At 63.1% G+C, this 15,907-nt stretch carries 13 protein-coding genes; 7 read left to right on the top strand and 6 right to left on the bottom strand.

The window, feature by feature from the left end; all coding sequences use genetic code 11:
• Positions 1–53: 53 nt before the first annotated feature.
• On the bottom strand, positions 54–653 hold the full coding sequence (locus tag CHU71_RS08790) for a TetR/AcrR family transcriptional regulator (protein WP_370450510.1): 600 nt from the start codon (positions 651–653) through the stop codon (positions 54–56).
• 160 nt (positions 654–813) lie between these two features.
• Between CHU71_RS08790 and CHU71_RS08785 the strand changes: the two genes are divergently transcribed.
• The 4 genes from CHU71_RS08785 (at position 814) to CHU71_RS08770 (ending at position 4,585) form a co-directional block, all read left to right on the top strand.
• Positions 814–2,022, top strand: a complete 1,209-nt coding sequence (locus CHU71_RS08785; protein WP_049062742.1) for an acyl-CoA dehydrogenase family protein — start codon at positions 814–816, stop codon at positions 2,020–2,022.
• A 9-nt stretch (positions 2,023–2,031) separates the two neighbouring features.
• Complete coding sequence (locus tag CHU71_RS08780) at positions 2,032–2,778, top strand: SDR family NAD(P)-dependent oxidoreductase (RefSeq protein ID WP_005530059.1); 747 nt, start codon at positions 2,032–2,034, stop codon at positions 2,776–2,778.
• Between the two features lie 50 nt (positions 2,779–2,828).
• Positions 2,829–3,650, top strand: coding sequence for a hypothetical protein (locus tag CHU71_RS08775; protein WP_147760829.1), 822 nt, complete (start codon positions 2,829–2,831; stop codon positions 3,648–3,650).
• Between the two features lie 83 nt (positions 3,651–3,733).
• Positions 3,734–4,585, top strand: coding sequence for a hypothetical protein (locus CHU71_RS08770; protein ID WP_147760828.1), 852 nt, complete (start codon positions 3,734–3,736; stop codon positions 4,583–4,585).
• Positions 4,586–4,696: 111 nt separating this feature from the next.
• Here CHU71_RS08770 and CHU71_RS08765 read toward each other — a convergent pair whose 3' ends face one another.
• Both CHU71_RS08765 and CHU71_RS08760 read right to left on the bottom strand, forming a co-directional pair.
• Positions 4,697–5,824, bottom strand: a complete 1,128-nt coding sequence (locus tag CHU71_RS08765) for an acetoin utilization protein AcuC (RefSeq protein ID WP_005530055.1) — start codon at positions 5,822–5,824, stop codon at positions 4,697–4,699.
• Positions 5,825–5,833: 9 nt separating this feature from the next.
• Positions 5,834–8,452, bottom strand: coding sequence for a GNAT family N-acetyltransferase (locus tag CHU71_RS08760; protein ID WP_147760827.1), 2,619 nt, complete (start codon positions 8,450–8,452; stop codon positions 5,834–5,836).
• Between the two features lie 179 nt (positions 8,453–8,631).
• Here CHU71_RS08760 and CHU71_RS08755 point away from each other — a divergent pair, with 179 nt between their 5' ends.
• Positions 8,632–10,146 (top strand): CoA-acylating methylmalonate-semialdehyde dehydrogenase, encoded by a 1,515-nt coding sequence (locus CHU71_RS08755; RefSeq protein ID WP_005530051.1) that lies wholly within the window; start codon positions 8,632–8,634, stop codon positions 10,144–10,146.
• Positions 10,147–10,162: 16 nt separating this feature from the next.
• Complete coding sequence (gene mmsB / locus CHU71_RS08750; protein WP_005530049.1) at positions 10,163–11,041, top strand: 3-hydroxyisobutyrate dehydrogenase; 879 nt, start codon at positions 10,163–10,165, stop codon at positions 11,039–11,041.
• Position 11,042: 1 nt separating this feature from the next.
• Here mmsB and CHU71_RS08745 read toward each other — a convergent pair whose 3' ends face one another.
• Positions 11,043–11,660: a TetR/AcrR family transcriptional regulator gene (locus tag CHU71_RS08745; protein ID WP_147760826.1), complete on the bottom strand. Its 618-nt coding sequence runs from the start codon at positions 11,658–11,660 to the stop codon at positions 11,043–11,045.
• 60 nt (positions 11,661–11,720) lie between these two features.
• Between CHU71_RS08745 and CHU71_RS08740 the strand changes: the two genes are divergently transcribed.
• Entirely contained in the window at positions 11,721–13,223 is a 1,503-nt protein-coding gene (locus CHU71_RS08740) for a GntP family permease (protein WP_147760825.1), read from the top strand.
• A gap of 119 nt (positions 13,224–13,342) precedes the next feature.
• Here CHU71_RS08740 and CHU71_RS08735 read toward each other — a convergent pair whose 3' ends face one another.
• Entirely contained in the window at positions 13,343–14,986 is a 1,644-nt protein-coding gene (locus CHU71_RS08735) for a peptide chain release factor 3 (RefSeq protein ID WP_110301964.1), read from the bottom strand.
• A gap of 60 nt (positions 14,987–15,046) precedes the next feature.
• A complete protein-coding gene (locus tag CHU71_RS08730; RefSeq protein WP_147760824.1) occupies positions 15,047–15,886 on the bottom strand; it encodes an SDR family NAD(P)-dependent oxidoreductase in 840 nt (279 codons plus the stop codon).
• Positions 15,887–15,907: the final 21 nt, after the last annotated feature.

Below are 15,907 nucleotides of genomic sequence, written 5' to 3'. Positions count from 1 at the left end.
GCAATTTTCAAAGTATTTTTGTTTCCGCAGTACAGCGAATAAAAATAGCCGTGTTAGCGCTCGAGGATCCCGTGGAGGACGAGTTGTCCCAACGCGTGATAGGCGGTGGCGGGGGGCAGCGCCTCCGTGTAGGCGCCCTGCTGGATATCGGCCATGGTGCGCTGGATGACCAGCGAGGTAAACGCCACGGATTCGGCGCGAAATTCGCCCGTCGCGACGCCGCGCTCGAGGAGTGTGCGGATGGTCTGTGTCGCGCCGGAGGTGTTGAGGGCGTAGACCTCCTGGGCAACGGGCTCGGTGGCGAGATCGCGCATGAAGGCGGTGCTTGCGGGGGCGAGTGCGCTGGTCATTGCCGTGAAGTAGTCCTCCAGTGCGCGGGCGGCGCTCGTGGCGCGGTTTGCCTCGGGGGCTGTGCGGCGGGTGATCTCTTTGAAGAAGCTTACGAGCACACGGCGAATGATGGCGTCGCGGGTTTTGCCCAAGGCGTAGATAGTGGACTTGGAGCAGCGGTAGCGCTTGGTGGCGTCGTCGATGGTGAAGGACTCGAAACCCTCGGCCAGGAAGTTTGTGAGGAGCGCGGTAAAAATTTCGCGTTGGCGCGCGGTGGGCGGGCGTGCGGCTGCGGGGGACAGCGCTGCGGCGTTCTCGGTCATGGGGCTCATTCCTGTCTGTGTTTCGCGGTTTACCTGCGTTAACTCTAGGTCGGGGAACGCATGGGGGAAAATTTCCGCCCAGGAACCGTGACGTGCACCACGTCATACGATACGATCTTAAATGTAATCGTACTATCCCTTCGGACCTAGGGAGCATCCCATGCCACCGATTCTTGATTCTTCCCATCCGCTCGGCGCGCACCTCGCCGGCATCAAATACCCGCACGCGGACATCCTGGGCGTCGCGGATCGACTGCCCGAAGACGAGCAATCCAAGCTTGCCACCATCCACGAGTTCCTCCAGACCGAGATTCGCCCCGTGGTGGGCGAGTTCTGGGACCGGGAAGAGCTGCCTTTCGACCTGCTGCCCACGATGGCCGCGCACGGCCTCGGCGAGATCGAGCTCTCCGGCACCTCACGTCTCTACCGCGGCCTCGTCTACGCGGAGGTCACTCGCGCGGACGTGTCGCTCTCGGCGCTCGTGGGCATTCACAACGAGCTCGTGGTCGGGCTCATCGACAAGCTGGGCTCGGACGCACAGAAGAAGGAATGGCTGCCGGGCCTGCGCCAGTTTGAGAAGGTGGGGTGCTTCGCGCTCACTGAACCGGACCACGGCTCTGATATCGCCGGCGGCTTGGCCGCCACCGCGGAAAAGACCGCGGATGGCTGGGTTATCAACGGCGCCAAGCGCTGGATCGGCGCGGGTACTTTCGCGGACTTCTCGATCTGCTTCGCCCGCGACATAGAGGACAACGACATCAAGGCATTTATCGTCGAGCACAACCGCGAGGGCGTGACGACGCAAAAGATTGCCCGCAAGATGGGCCTGCGCATCATGCAGAATGCGGACATCAACTACGACAATGTCGTCATCCCGCACGAGAACCTGATCCCGGGTGCGGAGACCTTCGCCAACGTCAACGACTTCCTCTGCTACTCCCGCGCGTGGGTGGGCTGGCAGGGGGCCGGTATCCAGCTCGGCATTTTCGACAAGGCCCGCGAATACGCCGTCAAGCGCGAGCAGTTCGGCCGCCCCATCGCGAAGTTCCAGCTTGTCCAGGAGCAGCTCGCGCGCATTCTCGGCAATGCAACGGCCTCGCTCGCCATGATGGCGCAGGTCGCCGAGGTCCAGGAAAAGGGCCTGCTCGAGATGCCGTTCGCGGCACTTGCCAAGGCCACGACCACGCGCTTGGCGCGCGAGTCCGCCGCGGCCGGCCGCAATATTGGTGGCGGCAACGGCATCCTCACCGAGTATGACTTGTCCAAGTTCATGTCGGACGCGGAGGTCCTCTTTACCTACGAGGGCACCTACGACATTAACTCGCTCATCGTCGGCCGCGCCGTCACCGGTGTGTCGGCATTCGTCTAAGGAGAAACTATGCAGCTCGAGAACATTTCTGCCATCGTCACCGGCGGCGCGTCCGGCCTTGGCGCCGCGACGGCTCAGGCGCTTATCCAGCGTGGCGTGCGCGTCACGGCTTTTGATCTTCGTGCCCCGGAGTATGACGGCGTGGAGTTCGCCGAGGTCGACGTCACCGACGCCGCCGCCGTCCGCGAGGCCGTTCAGGCCGCCCAGTGTGCCGATGCCCCCTTGCGTCTCGCCATCAACTGTGCCGGCATCTGCCCCTCAGCGCGCATCTTCGGGCGCAAGGGCCCGCACGACCCAGACCTCTTCGTGAAGACCATCAATATCAATTTGATGGGCACGTTCCACGTCATGACTGCGGCGGCCGAGGCCATGGCCACGACCGAGCCGGTTGACGAGGACGGCCAGCGCGGTGTCATCATTAATACCGCCTCCGTCGCCGCGTTTGAGGGGCAGGTAGGCCAGGCCGCGTACGCTGCGTCCAAGGGTGCGGTCCATTCGCTCTCGATTACGGCTGCGCGCGACCTCGCGTCGCAGGGCATCCGCGTCAACGCGATTGCACCCGGCGTCGTGGCGACGCCGATGATGGAGCAGATCACGCCCGAGTTCAAGCAGCAGCTCGAGGCCACCGTGCAGTTCCCCCCACGACTGGCCAAGCCCGAGGAGTTCGCCCAGCTGGCTATCTCCATGGCGGAAAACAACTATCTCAACGGCGAGACCATCCGTTTGGATGGCGCGCTGCGCATGCCGCCGCGCTAGAGCGTCTGGAGAGACTACTTAACCCCAGTTCAGGGCTTAAGATAGGAGACTTGAACCAAGCAAGAATTTTTCTGAACTGGGATGAGGTGGAAAATATGGGACGAATTGAATGGAGCAGATATAGCGGCGAAGATATTGAACATGCGATCGCCATGTTTATCGCATCGGAAGACCAATATGCAGAAAAGATTTCGCCGTCACGAGGTGATGGTGGAATTGATATCCTCGTACGATATCCACGAACCATTGTCTACCAGGTGAAAGGCTTCTCTGGTCCGCTAAAAGCTGGACAGAAGAAACAAATTCTGGATTCCATGAAAACGCTCTCCGCCGACGACCGATGGAGCGAGTTGGATGTTGAAGAATGGCATCTGGTCATGCCGTGGGATCCCACTCCTGAAGCCTTGAAGTGGTTGATTGATCAGGGAAATCAGTTAGGAATGAAGGGCGTCGTATGGGACGGGCTGGCGAGATGTGAAGCTTGGGCTGCGAAATATCATGAGATTACTGACTACTATTTCAATGGCAGTCGCGAAACGGTGATTGAAATGGCGGACGCGTTCGTGAAACGCGGTCAGTTGCGCAATTTGATTCCGGAGGGTGCTGACAAGGAAATTGTTGACGTTCGCGATAGCCTGTCATCCGTCTTGGATCAGCTCAATAGGCTGGATCCGCACTACACCTATGGAATCTCAACTGGTCCATTTATCACTACGTTTCCCGAAGCCTTCGATATGCTTCCCGCACCACAGGCGCCAGAATTAGTATTTTCGACGTTACACGTTGTTAATGGACAATTAGTTCGCATTAATGTTTTGCTAAAAATAGTCTTTCAACCGAGCTCCGCCCTATTTCAATCCATTCATTGCTAACGGCGGTACAAGGGTCTCCAGAACATGTAGCAATTCAAAAATCTCTGAGATTCGGTGTACCGCTACACCTCGAGTCGGGGGTAATGGATATCGAAGTTGACGCCCCGGGAGGACTTAGCGGTTCGGCGGCTGAAGGGGCGATAATTCTAACCCCGATCGCAGGCAATCTTGCGAATGCGCCGGAGCTCCGGATTGTTGAGATCGATGAGGGGTTTGATGAGCTCGGTTCGCTAGAACTGGTTCGAGAATATATTGGTACCGGTGTTCCTGATGATGATGGAATTCCCGGGTTTTCCACTAGATTGCGCGATCGTTCGGGAGCGTTTGATATCGAACTTCTGACAGATGTTCGCGATGAACAGACGACTACGACACTTTCAATGAAGTTGCCTCAGGGTTGTTTAGTGGCAGAGTTACGGGCAGTCATTGACTTCTATTTGAAAGTGAAACTTTCGAGAGGTTTGATCGTTGCTCCTCGTTTTGGACCTATCCCAAAGCAGCTTCTGTCGCAGTTGATAATGCTGGAGCCGTCATTTATTGACCATGCAGAGAAAGTGGGCGCTTTCCTCAACGATTTAGCGACTATTCAAGAACATGTTACCTTCGGCGTCCGCGTTCCTTCAGCCGAAGACATTTCCAGAGATTGGATTGAATTGGTTCATCGAATGGCAATACTTCTGAGAGATGGTGCGGTGAGCATGCCAGTTGAATCAGTTCGTACGCATCATGATTCTCGTGAGAAATGGTCCACGGAAGCTACTCCCCTCAATATTGCCTTTGCAGTTGACATTCCTATATCGGGCGAAACTGCAACATTCAATTGCAAATACATTTTTAACGGTTTGCTTAGCGGAGAAGCGATAGAAACCGAAGATGGATTGGTAGACGAATGGAAAGTGGTCGATCGAGTACTTAAAATTGAGTTGGTGGAGTGAACCAAATACGGTAAACAATCCAACTCAATTTCTCGTTCTCCAAGCGGACGGCCCCCTGGACGATACGGTGCGCCACAGCATCCTCGCCGTGGAGTGGCGGGGTACGGCGGCCTAGCCGTAGGCGGGAAGCCCCCAGTAGGGGAAGACCGCGCGGGAGGTCTGCACGACGGCGGGCTCGGGGCGCGTGGCGAGAACCTGGCGCGGGTCGAACTCTGTAAAGTCCGGGCGTGCGCTCCCGAAGTCACCGAGAGTCGCCGAGCCGTGCCAGCCCTTAGGCATGGGCGCGGCCGGGTCGAGGTCCACGCCAGCGACGGCGGCGGTGACGTGCGTCCAGGCGCGAGCGACGGAGTCGAGGTTGTATCCGCCGCCGCCGAGAGCGACCCACTTTCCGTTGGCGTATTGGTCGGCCCACGCCGCAACGGAGCGGTAGGCATGCGCCATGGCGTCGATGCTCACCTCGAGGTCGGCGAGCGGGTCAGCCGCGTGGGGATCGGCGCCATGCTGAGAGATAAGCAGCTGCGGGCGGAAGCGGCTGAGGAGTGCGGGGATGAGGGCGTGGACGGCGTGGAGCCAGGCGGCATCGGAAGGCGAGCGGGGTAAGGCGATATTGACGGCGGTGCCTTCGGCGCCGGGCCCGCCGATGTCGTGCGCGAAGCCGCTGTGGGGGAAGAGGTAGAGGCCGGACTCGTGGACGGAGATAGTGAGCACGCGGGGATCGTCCCAGAAGATGCGCTCGACGCCGTCGCCGTGGTGGGCGTCGAGGTCGAGGTAGGCGACGCGGGTGGCGCCCTGGTCGAGGAGCCACTGGATGGCGACGGCGGCGTCGTTGTACATGCAAAAGCCGGACATGGAATCCGCGAACGCGTGGTGAAGTCCGCCGGCGAGGTTGAGCGCGCGCGGGGCGCGGCCCTCCCACACGGCCTGGGTAGCCTGGAGTGAGGCGCCGGCGATCCTCGCGGCGACGGTGGACAGACCGTGGCTGATGGGATTGTCCTCCGTGCCGAGGCCAAAGCGGCGGGCAGGGACTTCGAGGCGCGTGGCGGTGATGTAGTCCGGGGAGTGGACGGCTGTGAGCTCGGCGGTCGTGGCGGCGGCGGGCTCGACGACCTCGAATTCCTCGGTGAGGTGGAAGTAGTCCGCGAGCTCGTGGGCCAGCCGCACGCGGTCCGGGCCCATGGGATGGTCAGGGCCGAGGGAGTAGCGGCGCATTTCCTCGGCGTTGAAGAGCAATGGCTTCACGGCGGTCTCCTAGCGCAGCGCCCGGGCGAGCGGGTCGCGTTGTTCGTCGAGGGGAGCCACGCGCAGGCGCGCACCGACGACGGCTGTGCCGTCGAGGCCCGTGATGACGGGCGTGAGCTCGCAGTCGACAACTTGGACGAGCTCGTCTTTGAGAGCGGTCAGGCGCATGAGGACGTCTTCGACGCCGTGGAGCTGCGGGGCCTTCGCGCCCTGGTAGCCGGCAAGGAGCGGGGCGGCGCGCAGCTCGCTGAGCATGGTGAGCGCGTCGGTGCGGCGCAGGGGCGGGACGCGCCACGACACGTCGCCAAGGAGATCTGTAGGTAGGCCCGCGATGCCGGCGGAGACCATGGGGCCGAGGACGGGATCCTCGATGGCGCGCATGGTGAGTGAGGCACCGGCGGGCACGGTGCGTTGGATGGCGGGGGCGAGGACGCCGGGATCCTCGCCGAGGTGGAGGTCGCGGGTGAGTTGGGTAAGCGTGTCCCAGGCGCGGGTGAGGGCCTCGGGGGTGTGGATGTGGCGCAGGACGGTGGGCAGCTCGGAGCGGCCGCGCACGATGGGGGAGGTGCACTTGAGGACGACGTCCCAGCCGTGGGATTCCGCGGCATGGAGGGCTTCACCCAAGGTGGGCGCCGGCGTCCACGGCACGATGTCGATGCCGAAGGCGGCGAGGATGGCCATGCATTCCTCGTCCGTGGCCCAGCGGCCAGTGGGGGAGTCACGGAGGATATCGGCGATGATCGCGCGGGTGCCGTGGGTGTCGCCGGGTTCTGACAGTTGGTCCTCGGGCGTGGGGCGGGCGAGCGTGCGGCGCTTCTCGTTGTGGAGGATAGTGGCGAGCGCTTCGAGCGCGTCCGCGTACGTGGCGAAGACAGGCAGCTGGCCTTGGGTTTCCTCGCCGGTGTGGTCCTCGGACGGGAGGTCGAAGCCCACGAAGGAGGCGATGAGCGGGGTGGCGTGTTCGAGGGCGGGCCCGGCGGCGAGCTCGGTGAGCTGCGCGCGGGCATCCTTGGTGATGAACTCGCCGATTTCCACGACGGCGGTGAGCACCGCATCGACAGCGGGGTCCGCGAGAGCCTGTGCCACGGCGTCGCGGATGCTGGCGACGGGCTCGCCCATGACGGTGGTGCCGCGGACGCGCAGGCCGAAGCGACCGGCGGCGCCTTCCATCTGGCGGGTGAGCCCCGCCGAATTGGAGATGACCGCGACGCGCGGGCCCTGGGGGACGGGCTGGCGGGCAAGCAGCTGTGCGATGTCGTACATGGCGTCGCGCCGGGTGACGACCATGGCGCCGGTCTGCTCGATGACCTCGTCGAGGGCCGCGATGGGCGCGGCGGGCTGGGTGACGGCGACGTCGTCTGGGGCTGCAGTATAGCGTGCCGAGTGGAGCGCACGCGACGGCAGGAAGACCACGACGTGCTTTTCTAGGGCGAGGCGACGCAGCACGCGGAAGAATTTGCGGGGGTTACCCACCGTGTCGAGGGAGAGCAGACAGACCTGCGTGCGCTCGTCGTCGCTCCAGAACTGAATGACGTCGTTGCCCGTGACATCCGCGAAGGAGCCGGCCGCGATGAAGGTGGATAGGCCGACTCCGCGGGCGAGCGCGTGGGAAAGCGTGAGCGTCGCGACGCCCGCGGACTGGGTAAAGAGACCAGTGCGGCCCGCCCGCGGCATCGGCGCGGGTGTCGTGTTGAGCCGCACGTCTGGATCCGTGTTGATGATGCCCAACGAGGCTGGGCCCAGGGCGCGCAGCCCATGGTCGCGGGCGGCGAGAACGACGGCGCGGGAGGCCTCTCCCGCGAGGCCTGGGTTTTGGCTGCGGGAGACGAGCACGACGCCGGCCGCATGGACCGCGGAGGCCGCGTCCATGAGCGGGCCCGGGTCGGTGCCGGTCGGGGCGACAACGAGGCCGCCGGGGATGGCGGCGTCGGGGGAGGGGGCATCGGAAAGTTGGGCGAGGGAGCTGGTCGGGCCGTGGAAGGTGGCGGGGGCGTCGCCGACGGTAGCCACGTGGGTGGGATTGAGGAGACGGCGGATGGAGCTGGACTCGGCGCGCAGCTCGCGGCGCTCCATGACCTCGCGGGAGGTGGCGTTGGGCTCAATCCGGAAGTCCACGCTGATGTAGCCGTCCGCGAGCTCCGGCTTGGCGGAGTAGCCCGCGCGGATGAAGACCTGCGCCATCTGGCGGTTTTGGGTGAGCATCTCCGCGAAGAAGCGTTCGACGCCGCCCTCGCGGCCGATTTCGGCGAGGTGCTCGAGCAGGATATTGCCCACGCCCTTGCCGTGGTGGGAGTCCTGAACAAGGAAGGACACGTCGCCCACGCGGGCGGGCAGGAGCGACTCGACAATCCCGTAGCCAGCCACGGCCACGATGTTCCCGCGCTCCTCGACGACGAGGGTGACCTTGTCATAGCCGCGCGTGTCGAGCCAGCGGTCCAGGTCCTCGTTGGTGAGCTCGGGGTGGGTTCCGAAAAAGCGCAGATACTTGGAGTGATCGGAGACGCGACCAAAGAACTCCACGAGGCCCGCGCGGTCCGTATCCCGGACGGCGCGCAGCGTCGCGATGGAACCGTCGTTGAGGATGACATCCGCGTCCCAGGCTGTATACCTGCTGTTTTCGGGCTTCATGCCGTCCCACTCTAGCCAGTGAATGGCGTTCACCCCAGGGGTTTGGGCGAAATCCCATGACACTGGGGCCACTCCAGGGGTAAACAGTGGTTCAGCTCTCGCGAAAGATAGTTTTGTGAGGTGTGTCTCGTTAGGGTGAAAGGCAACGAAACCCCAATCTGGATGCAAAGGAGTCCGCTATGTACACCATTCACCACTACGTCAACGGTGAGGCCTGGGAGGGCACGACCGGCAACACGCAGCCGGTCCTCAACCCGTCCACCGGTCAGGAGCAGGCCGCAGTGGCGCTGGCTGACACGGCGGACGTCGACCACGTCGTCGCAGAAGCGGAGAAGGCCCAGCCGAAGTGGGCGGCGATGAACCCGCAGAAGCGCGTTCGCGTCATCATGGAGTGGATTCGCCTCATCCACGCCAACATGGATGAGCTGGCGCGCACGCTCTCCCTGCAGCACGGCAAGACCTTCGAGGATGCCAAGGGCGACGTCCTGCGCGGCGTCGATGTCCTCGAGTTTGCGCTCGGCGCGCCGCACCAGCTCAAGGGCGAGTACTCCACCGAGGTCGGCACCGGCATCGACACCTACTCCCTGCGTCAGCCGCTCGGCGTCGTCGCGGGTATTACGCCGTTTAACTTCCCCGCCATGATCCCGCTGTGGAAGGCTGGCCCGGCGCTCGCCTCCGGCAACGCGTTTGTCCTCAAGCCCTCCGAGCGCGACCCGGAGGTTCCGGTCCGCCTCGCCGAGCTCTTTATCGAGGCCGGCGGCCCGGCCGGTGTCTTCAACGTTGTCCACGGCGGCAAGGAAGCCGTCGACACGCTGCTCGACAACCCGACCATCAAGGCCGTGGGCTTCGTGGGTTCCACCCCGATTGCGAACTACATCTACGAACGTTGCGCGGCCAACGGCAAGCGCGCCCAGTGCTTCGGCGGCGCGAAGAACCACGCCATCGTTCTACCGGACGCGGACATCGAGGCCACCGCGGATGCCTTGGCCGGTGCCGCCTTCGGCGCGGCCGGCGAGCGCTGCATGGCGCTGTCCGTTGTCGTTCCCGTGGGCAAGGAGACCGCGGATAAGCTCCGCGAGGCGCTCATCCGCAAGATCCCGGACCTCAAGGTCGGCCACTGCCTTGACCCGGAGGCGGACTACGGCCCGCTCGTCACCGCGGACGCCCGTGACCGCGTCAATCGCCTCATCGGCGAGGGCGTCGAGGCTGGCGCTGACCTCGTCGTCGATGGCCGTGACATCGACATGTCCGGCAAAGAATTCGAGGGCGAGTCCCTCGCGGGCGGCTTCTACTGCGGCCCCTCCTTCTTCGACAACGTCACCGCAGACATGTCCATCTACACCGAGGAAATTTTCGGCCCGGTCCTCTCCATGGTCCGCGCGGAGACCCTCGAGGAAGCCATCTCCTACCCGAACGACCACATGTACGGCAACGGCGTGGCCATCTTCACCCAGAACGGCGGCGCGGCCCGCGACTTCGTCAAGAACATCAACGTCGGCATGGTGGGCGTCAACGTCCCTATCCCGGTCCCCATCGCTTACCACACCTTCGGTGGCTGGAAGGCCTCCGGCTTCGGCGACCTCAACCAGCACGGCCCGGACGCTTTCCGCTTCTACACCAAGACCAAGACCGTCACCTCCCGCTGGCCGGATGACCAGAACGCCGGCCCGCAGTTCACCATGCCGGTCATGTAAGAAAGGACTGATTTCAATGACCACCATCGCATTCATCGGCCTGGGCAACATGGGCGGCGGCATGGCTGCCAACCTGGTCAAGGCAGGCCACACGGTCCACGGCTTCGACGTCGTGGAGGAGGCCCGCGAGCGCGCCAAGGACAACGGCGTGGAGATCATCGCTTCGGCTGAGGAGGCCGCCCAAGGCGCTGACATCGTCATCACCAGCCTGCCTAACGGCGGCCTGGTCAAGCAGGTCCTCGAGCCCATCATCGCGGCCGAGGACACCGCCCCGCTCTTCGTCGATGTCTCCACCATCGCCGTTTCCGAAGCCCGCGAGCTTGCCGATGCCGTCTCCGCCGTCGGCTCCCGCTTCCTCGACGCCCCAGTCTCCGGCGGCATGGCCGGCGCCGCCAACGGCACCTTGGCCTTTATGGTCGGCGGCGAGAAGGAGGACTTCGACAAGGTCAAGCCGGTACTTGAGGTCATGGGCAAGTCTGTGACGCACTGCGGCCAGACCGGCAACGGCCAGGCCGTGAAGGCCTGCAACAACATGATTCTGGCCATCCAGCAGATTGCCCTGTCCGAGGCCCTCGTCCTCGGCGAGCGCCTCGGCCTCGACCACCAGGCCTTCTACGACGTGGTCTCCAACGCGACGGGTAGCTCCTGGTCGCTCACCGTTAACGCGCCGGTGCCAGACATCGTGCCGGGCTCGCCGGGCGACAACGACTTCAAGCCGGGCTTCGCCGCAGCACTCATGCTCAAGGATCTGAAGCTCGCCATGGCCGCGGCGGATGAGACGAAGACCGATACCGTCCTGGGCAAGATTGCCACCCAGCAGTACGCCAAGCTCGTGGACGAGGGGCACGGCGGCCTCGACTTCGGCGCGATTATCAACGACGTGCGCGCGAAATAGTTCATGCTCGCCGGTGCGCGCAGCGTTCCGGCGAGTGCCCGTCCAGCATCTCCTGGAGGACGGGCGCGTAGTACTCGATGAGCGTGTCCGTGTGGAAGGCCTCGAATTCCGTATCCCCGAAGCGGCGCATGAAGCTCAAACCCATGAGCAGTGCCACTGCCGACTGCGCCCGCAGCTCCGGCGAGGGACTCGGGTGCGGGGCCTCGTCCCGGATGCGCTGGGCGAGTACTTGCAGCAGGTCTGACTTGATGCGCTTGCCAATCGCGTTGAGGCTCTCCGGCGCACCCGCGGCCACGGAGATGTTCCGCGCCATCGAGTAGGGCGCATTGTGCGGGGCCGTGAGCGTTTCGATGACCGCGGTCCGTCCGAGCTCGCCAAACGGTCCGGCAAACAGCGCGGCTGAAGAAGCCGTGAAATCCACGGTGGCCTCGAAGAGGCTGTCCTTGTTACCAAAGTGCTTGACCACGAGCGCCACGGACACGCCCGCGGCCTCCGCGATGTCTTTGAGCGAGACCTGCGCGAACGTGTGCTCGCTAAAGAGCACGCGCGAGCATTCCAAAATCCGCTCCCGCGCGCTCGGCTTTACCTCGTTCGGCTCCTGTGCCGGGCCTGTATCCATGTCGCTTATCGTAGCGCCCGCCCCGCGGGCGCACGATGCTTTTCTAGGAAGGTTCTTTCGATGGTCATCTCGCTCATAGGCGTGGTCCTCTCACTCATATTCCTTGTCGTCTTCGCTTATCGCGGCCACTCCGTGGTCGTCGTCGGCCCCGCCGCCGCGCTCATTGCGGTGCTCTTTGCCCGCGAACCGGTCATGGGCACGTACACCCAGATCTTCATGCCGGCGCTCGGTGGGTTCATCGGGAAGTATTTCCCGCTCTTCCTCTTCGGCGCGATCTTTGGCTACCTCATGACCTCGACAGGCCTGGCACGCTACCTCGCCCGCGGTATCACCGCGCTCTTCGGGCCGAAACGCGCGATGCTCTCCACCGTTATCGCCACCGCGCTGCTTACCTACGGCGGCGTCTCCGCGTGGGTCGTGGCCTTTACCATCGTGCCGATTGCGACCGCGCTCTTTAAAGAAACCGGCATCCCCAAGCGGCTTATGCCCGGCGCCATCGCGCTGGGCACCATCACCTTCGCGCTCGCCGCGTTGCCGGGCTCCCCACAGATCCACAACGCCATTCCGACGAGCTACTTCGGCACGAATACGTACGCCGCGCCGGTGTTCGGCATCCTCTCGGCCCTCCTCATGCTGGTGGCTGGAATGGCCTGGCTCGAGTTCCGCATCAAGCAACTCCAGCGCGGCGGCGAGCGCTTCGAGCCGATCGACGCAAAGGGCAACGTCATCCCAACACCCGAGGGCATCGGCGATACTGGCGACGAAGCCTCCGTTGACATCGGCGGCGAGTCCTTCGACACCAATTCCGGCGGTCATCTGACCACCCACGCGCCACTGGGTATCAAGGAACCGTCCGTCAAGGTCCAAGGCATGTTGGGTCTGCTGCCCATTCTCGTGGTCATCGTGGTGAACTTCGCGATTGTCTACTTCTTCTCCAAGTCCTGGACCGCTGACTACCTTGCCCGAGAAAAATACGGCGAGACCTCTCTCACAGCGCTGCTCGGCATCTGGTCGCCGACCATCGCCCTGGCGCTCGCCGTCGTGGTCATCATCGCGATGTTCCCCTCGCGCGTGAGCACCTCGCTTAAGGAGCTATCCGAAGGCGCGAAGAACGCCATCCTCCCGTGTTTTACCACCGCGTCTGAGGTCGGCTACGGTGCCGTCATCGCGGCGCTGGCCGTCTTTGCCGTCATCAAGAACAACATGCTCGCCATCGCGGATAACGCGCTCGTGGTCTCCACCGTGTCCACCGGGGTCATCTCCGGCATCACCGGCTCGTCTTCCGGCGGTCTGTCCATCACGATGGAAACCCTCGGCGAACAGCTCGCGCAACTGGCCACGGAGCAGGGGATCAGCCTCGAGCTTATGCACCGCGTGACAGCCATGGCCTCCGTGAGCTTCGACTCGCTGCCGCACAACGGTGCGGTGCTCACCATGCTCATGGTCTGCGGCATGACCCATCGCCTGTCCTACAAGGACGCGGCCGTCGTGACCATCATCATCCCGCTCGCGACGTTGGCCATCATGCTGGGACTCAACAGCGTGATTCCCGGCTTGTCCTAAAAGATGCTCGCTGGGTAACGAGCGCGGTGGGTTATTGACACTTCAGGCCGGGGAAGCCCCAATCCATGCGACTTTGTGGGGCTTCCTCGGCCTGAAACGAAAATCTTCTGCGCCGCAGGTTAGTCCGCGACGAGCGGTTCAATTGTCAGCTCCGGGTGCTCCTTCTCCACGAAGGCGAGCTTCCACTTGTCGCCGAAGAGAGCGATGAGTTCACCGTCGGTGCGGGTGAAAATTTCCACGCCACGCTGGCGGCCGAGCTCCGGCGCGGACTCGGCGTCGGTGCGGCGGGCGACGGAGTAGGGGATGGGCTCGGTGACCGTCTCCACGTTGTACTCGACCTCCATGCGGGCCTGCATGACCTCGAACTGCATGGGACCCACCGCAGCCATGACAGGCGCGGCGTCGCCACGGGTTTCGTTGCGCAGGATCTGGACGACGCCCTCGGCCGCCAGCTGGTCGAGTCCCTTACGGAACGCCTTGTAATCGCCCAAAGACTTCGCGCGCAAAATGCGGAAGGCCTCCGGGGCGAACTGCGGCATCGGCTTGAACTGAACCTTCTTGCCGGCGTAGATGGTATCGCCAGGCGCCAAGGAACCAGCGTTGACCAAGCCAACAATGTCGCCAGGGAAGGCACTGTCCACTGTGTCGCGGGTGCGTCCGAAGACTGTCAGCGCGTACTTCGTGGAGAAGCTGCGGCCCGACTGGGCGTGGCTGACCTGCATGCCACGCTCGAACTCACCGGAGACCACGCGCATAAACGCGAGGTTATCGCGGTGCTTGCGGTCCATGCCTGCCTGCACCTTGAAGATGACACCTGAGAAGTCATCGGTGATCTCACGCGTTTCGTCGATTGCCGCCGCGCCACCAGAGCCAGCTGCCTCGATGGCCTTCGGATCGGAATCGCGCGAACGCGGCGCCGGGGCGATGGCGCACAGAGTGTCCAGAATCTGGTGCACGCCAAAGTTGAGCATCGCGGATGCAAAGATGAGCGGGGAAGTGATGCACTGCTCGAAGAGCTCTTGATCGTGCAGGGCGCCGTCGGCAGCCAGGAGCTCTGCCTCCTCGACAGCGGTCTCCCAGGCATCACCTTCCTTGGCTTCAGCGTCGCTCGGATCGTAATGCTCCTCAGGTGCGATCGTCGAGCCACCCGCAGTACGGATGAAGTGGATGTAGTTATCCGCCTCGCCGTCCTCATTGATGTGCGCCAAGCCGCGGAAGTCGCCAGCGATGCCTACCGGCCAGTACAGGGGAGTCGGCTGCAGCTGAATCTCGTTGAGGATTTCATCGACCAGCTCCAGCGGCTCGCGGCCCACGCGGTCCCACTTGTTGATAACCGTAATGATCGGCAATCCGCGGGCCTTGCACACGCGGAAGAGCTTGAGGGTTTGGGGCTCGAGGCCCTTGGCGGCGTCGATAAGCATGACCGCGGCATCCACGGCCGTGAGAACGCGGTAGGTATCCTCCGAGAAGTCCGCGTGACCTGGGGTGTCAACGAGGTTGATCATGAAGGGCTCGCCCTCATGGTTCTCCGGCGCGTACTCAAACTGCAGCGCGGAGGAAGCTACCGAAATACCGCGTTCCTTTTCCATCTCCATCCAGTCGGAGACAGTGGCCTTGCGGTTGCCCTTGCCGTGCACCGCACCGGCTTCATTAATAATGTGTGCGTGCAGCGCCAACGCCTCAGTCAATGTGGACTTACCGGCGTCTGGGTGGGCGATGACGGCAAACGTGCGGCGGCGGGTGGCTTCGGAGGCAATACTCATGCGGGCTAGTTTAGCTGCCCTTTGCGTCGACCCCTGAATTGCGCCATCACAGACGCACGGCTAGTCCCAACTAACCCCCAACTGCTCGCCCAAATCATCGAAGATGCGGCGGGCCACGGCCGGCTTCTTAGCCATCGGGCGCCGCAGACCCAGCTTGCGTTTGTTGTTGTAGTACTCGCCGGACTCGAAGTGAATCCCCGGCGTGCCGGTGAGGAAATACGCTAGATTGTCGCCACCTTCCTCCGCTCTGCCAAAGCTCTTGGACAGTGCGCTGGAGTAGAACTTCCGAGTCCGGCTATGAGAAGTGCGCGCAAAATTGGTGGCTAGGACACCGGGGTGGAAGGCCACGGAGGTCATGTCGTGGTTGTGCAAGTAGCTGGTGAGCAGGATGTCCCCCAACTTCGCGTTGCCGTAGGCACGCTCGGCGGTGAATTTCTGGAAGGTATTTGGGTCACCTGGGTCGAAGGCAGACATCAAGAGATTAGCCACGGATGCAGTCTGCACGATGGTGGCGTCGGTCTTGCGGAGCTTGTCCCGCAGCAGTGAGGTCAACAAAAATGGAGCCACGACGTTTACCTGCCACGTGCGTTCGAAACCATCTGCGGTGGTGAAGGGCCCGTCAAAAACGCCCCCAGCGTTGTTGCCCAGTGCGTGAATTTCCTCAAGTTCGCCGAGTTCGTCCGCCAAGCGCCGCACCTGCCCGAGGGATTCAAAATCCGCTACGTGGTAGCTCGCGCCCACGCTTTCGGCTACCGCGCGAGTTTTGTCCGGATTACGCCCCACCAGCACCAATGTGTCTTGTGGGCGCTTCGCACGCAGGGTGCGCGCGGCTGCGGCACCGATGCCATCGGAAGCGCCAGTAATGACTATTGTTTGCGATTCGTGTGGGGCGTGGCTCATGAAAATTTAGTTTAGGCGTAA

The organism is Corynebacterium sp. LK14 (assembly GCF_008042215.1).
GTDB lineage: Bacteria > Actinomycetota > Actinomycetes > Mycobacteriales > Mycobacteriaceae > Corynebacterium > Corynebacterium striatum.
This window is presented reverse-complemented; position numbering and strand designations above follow the sequence as displayed.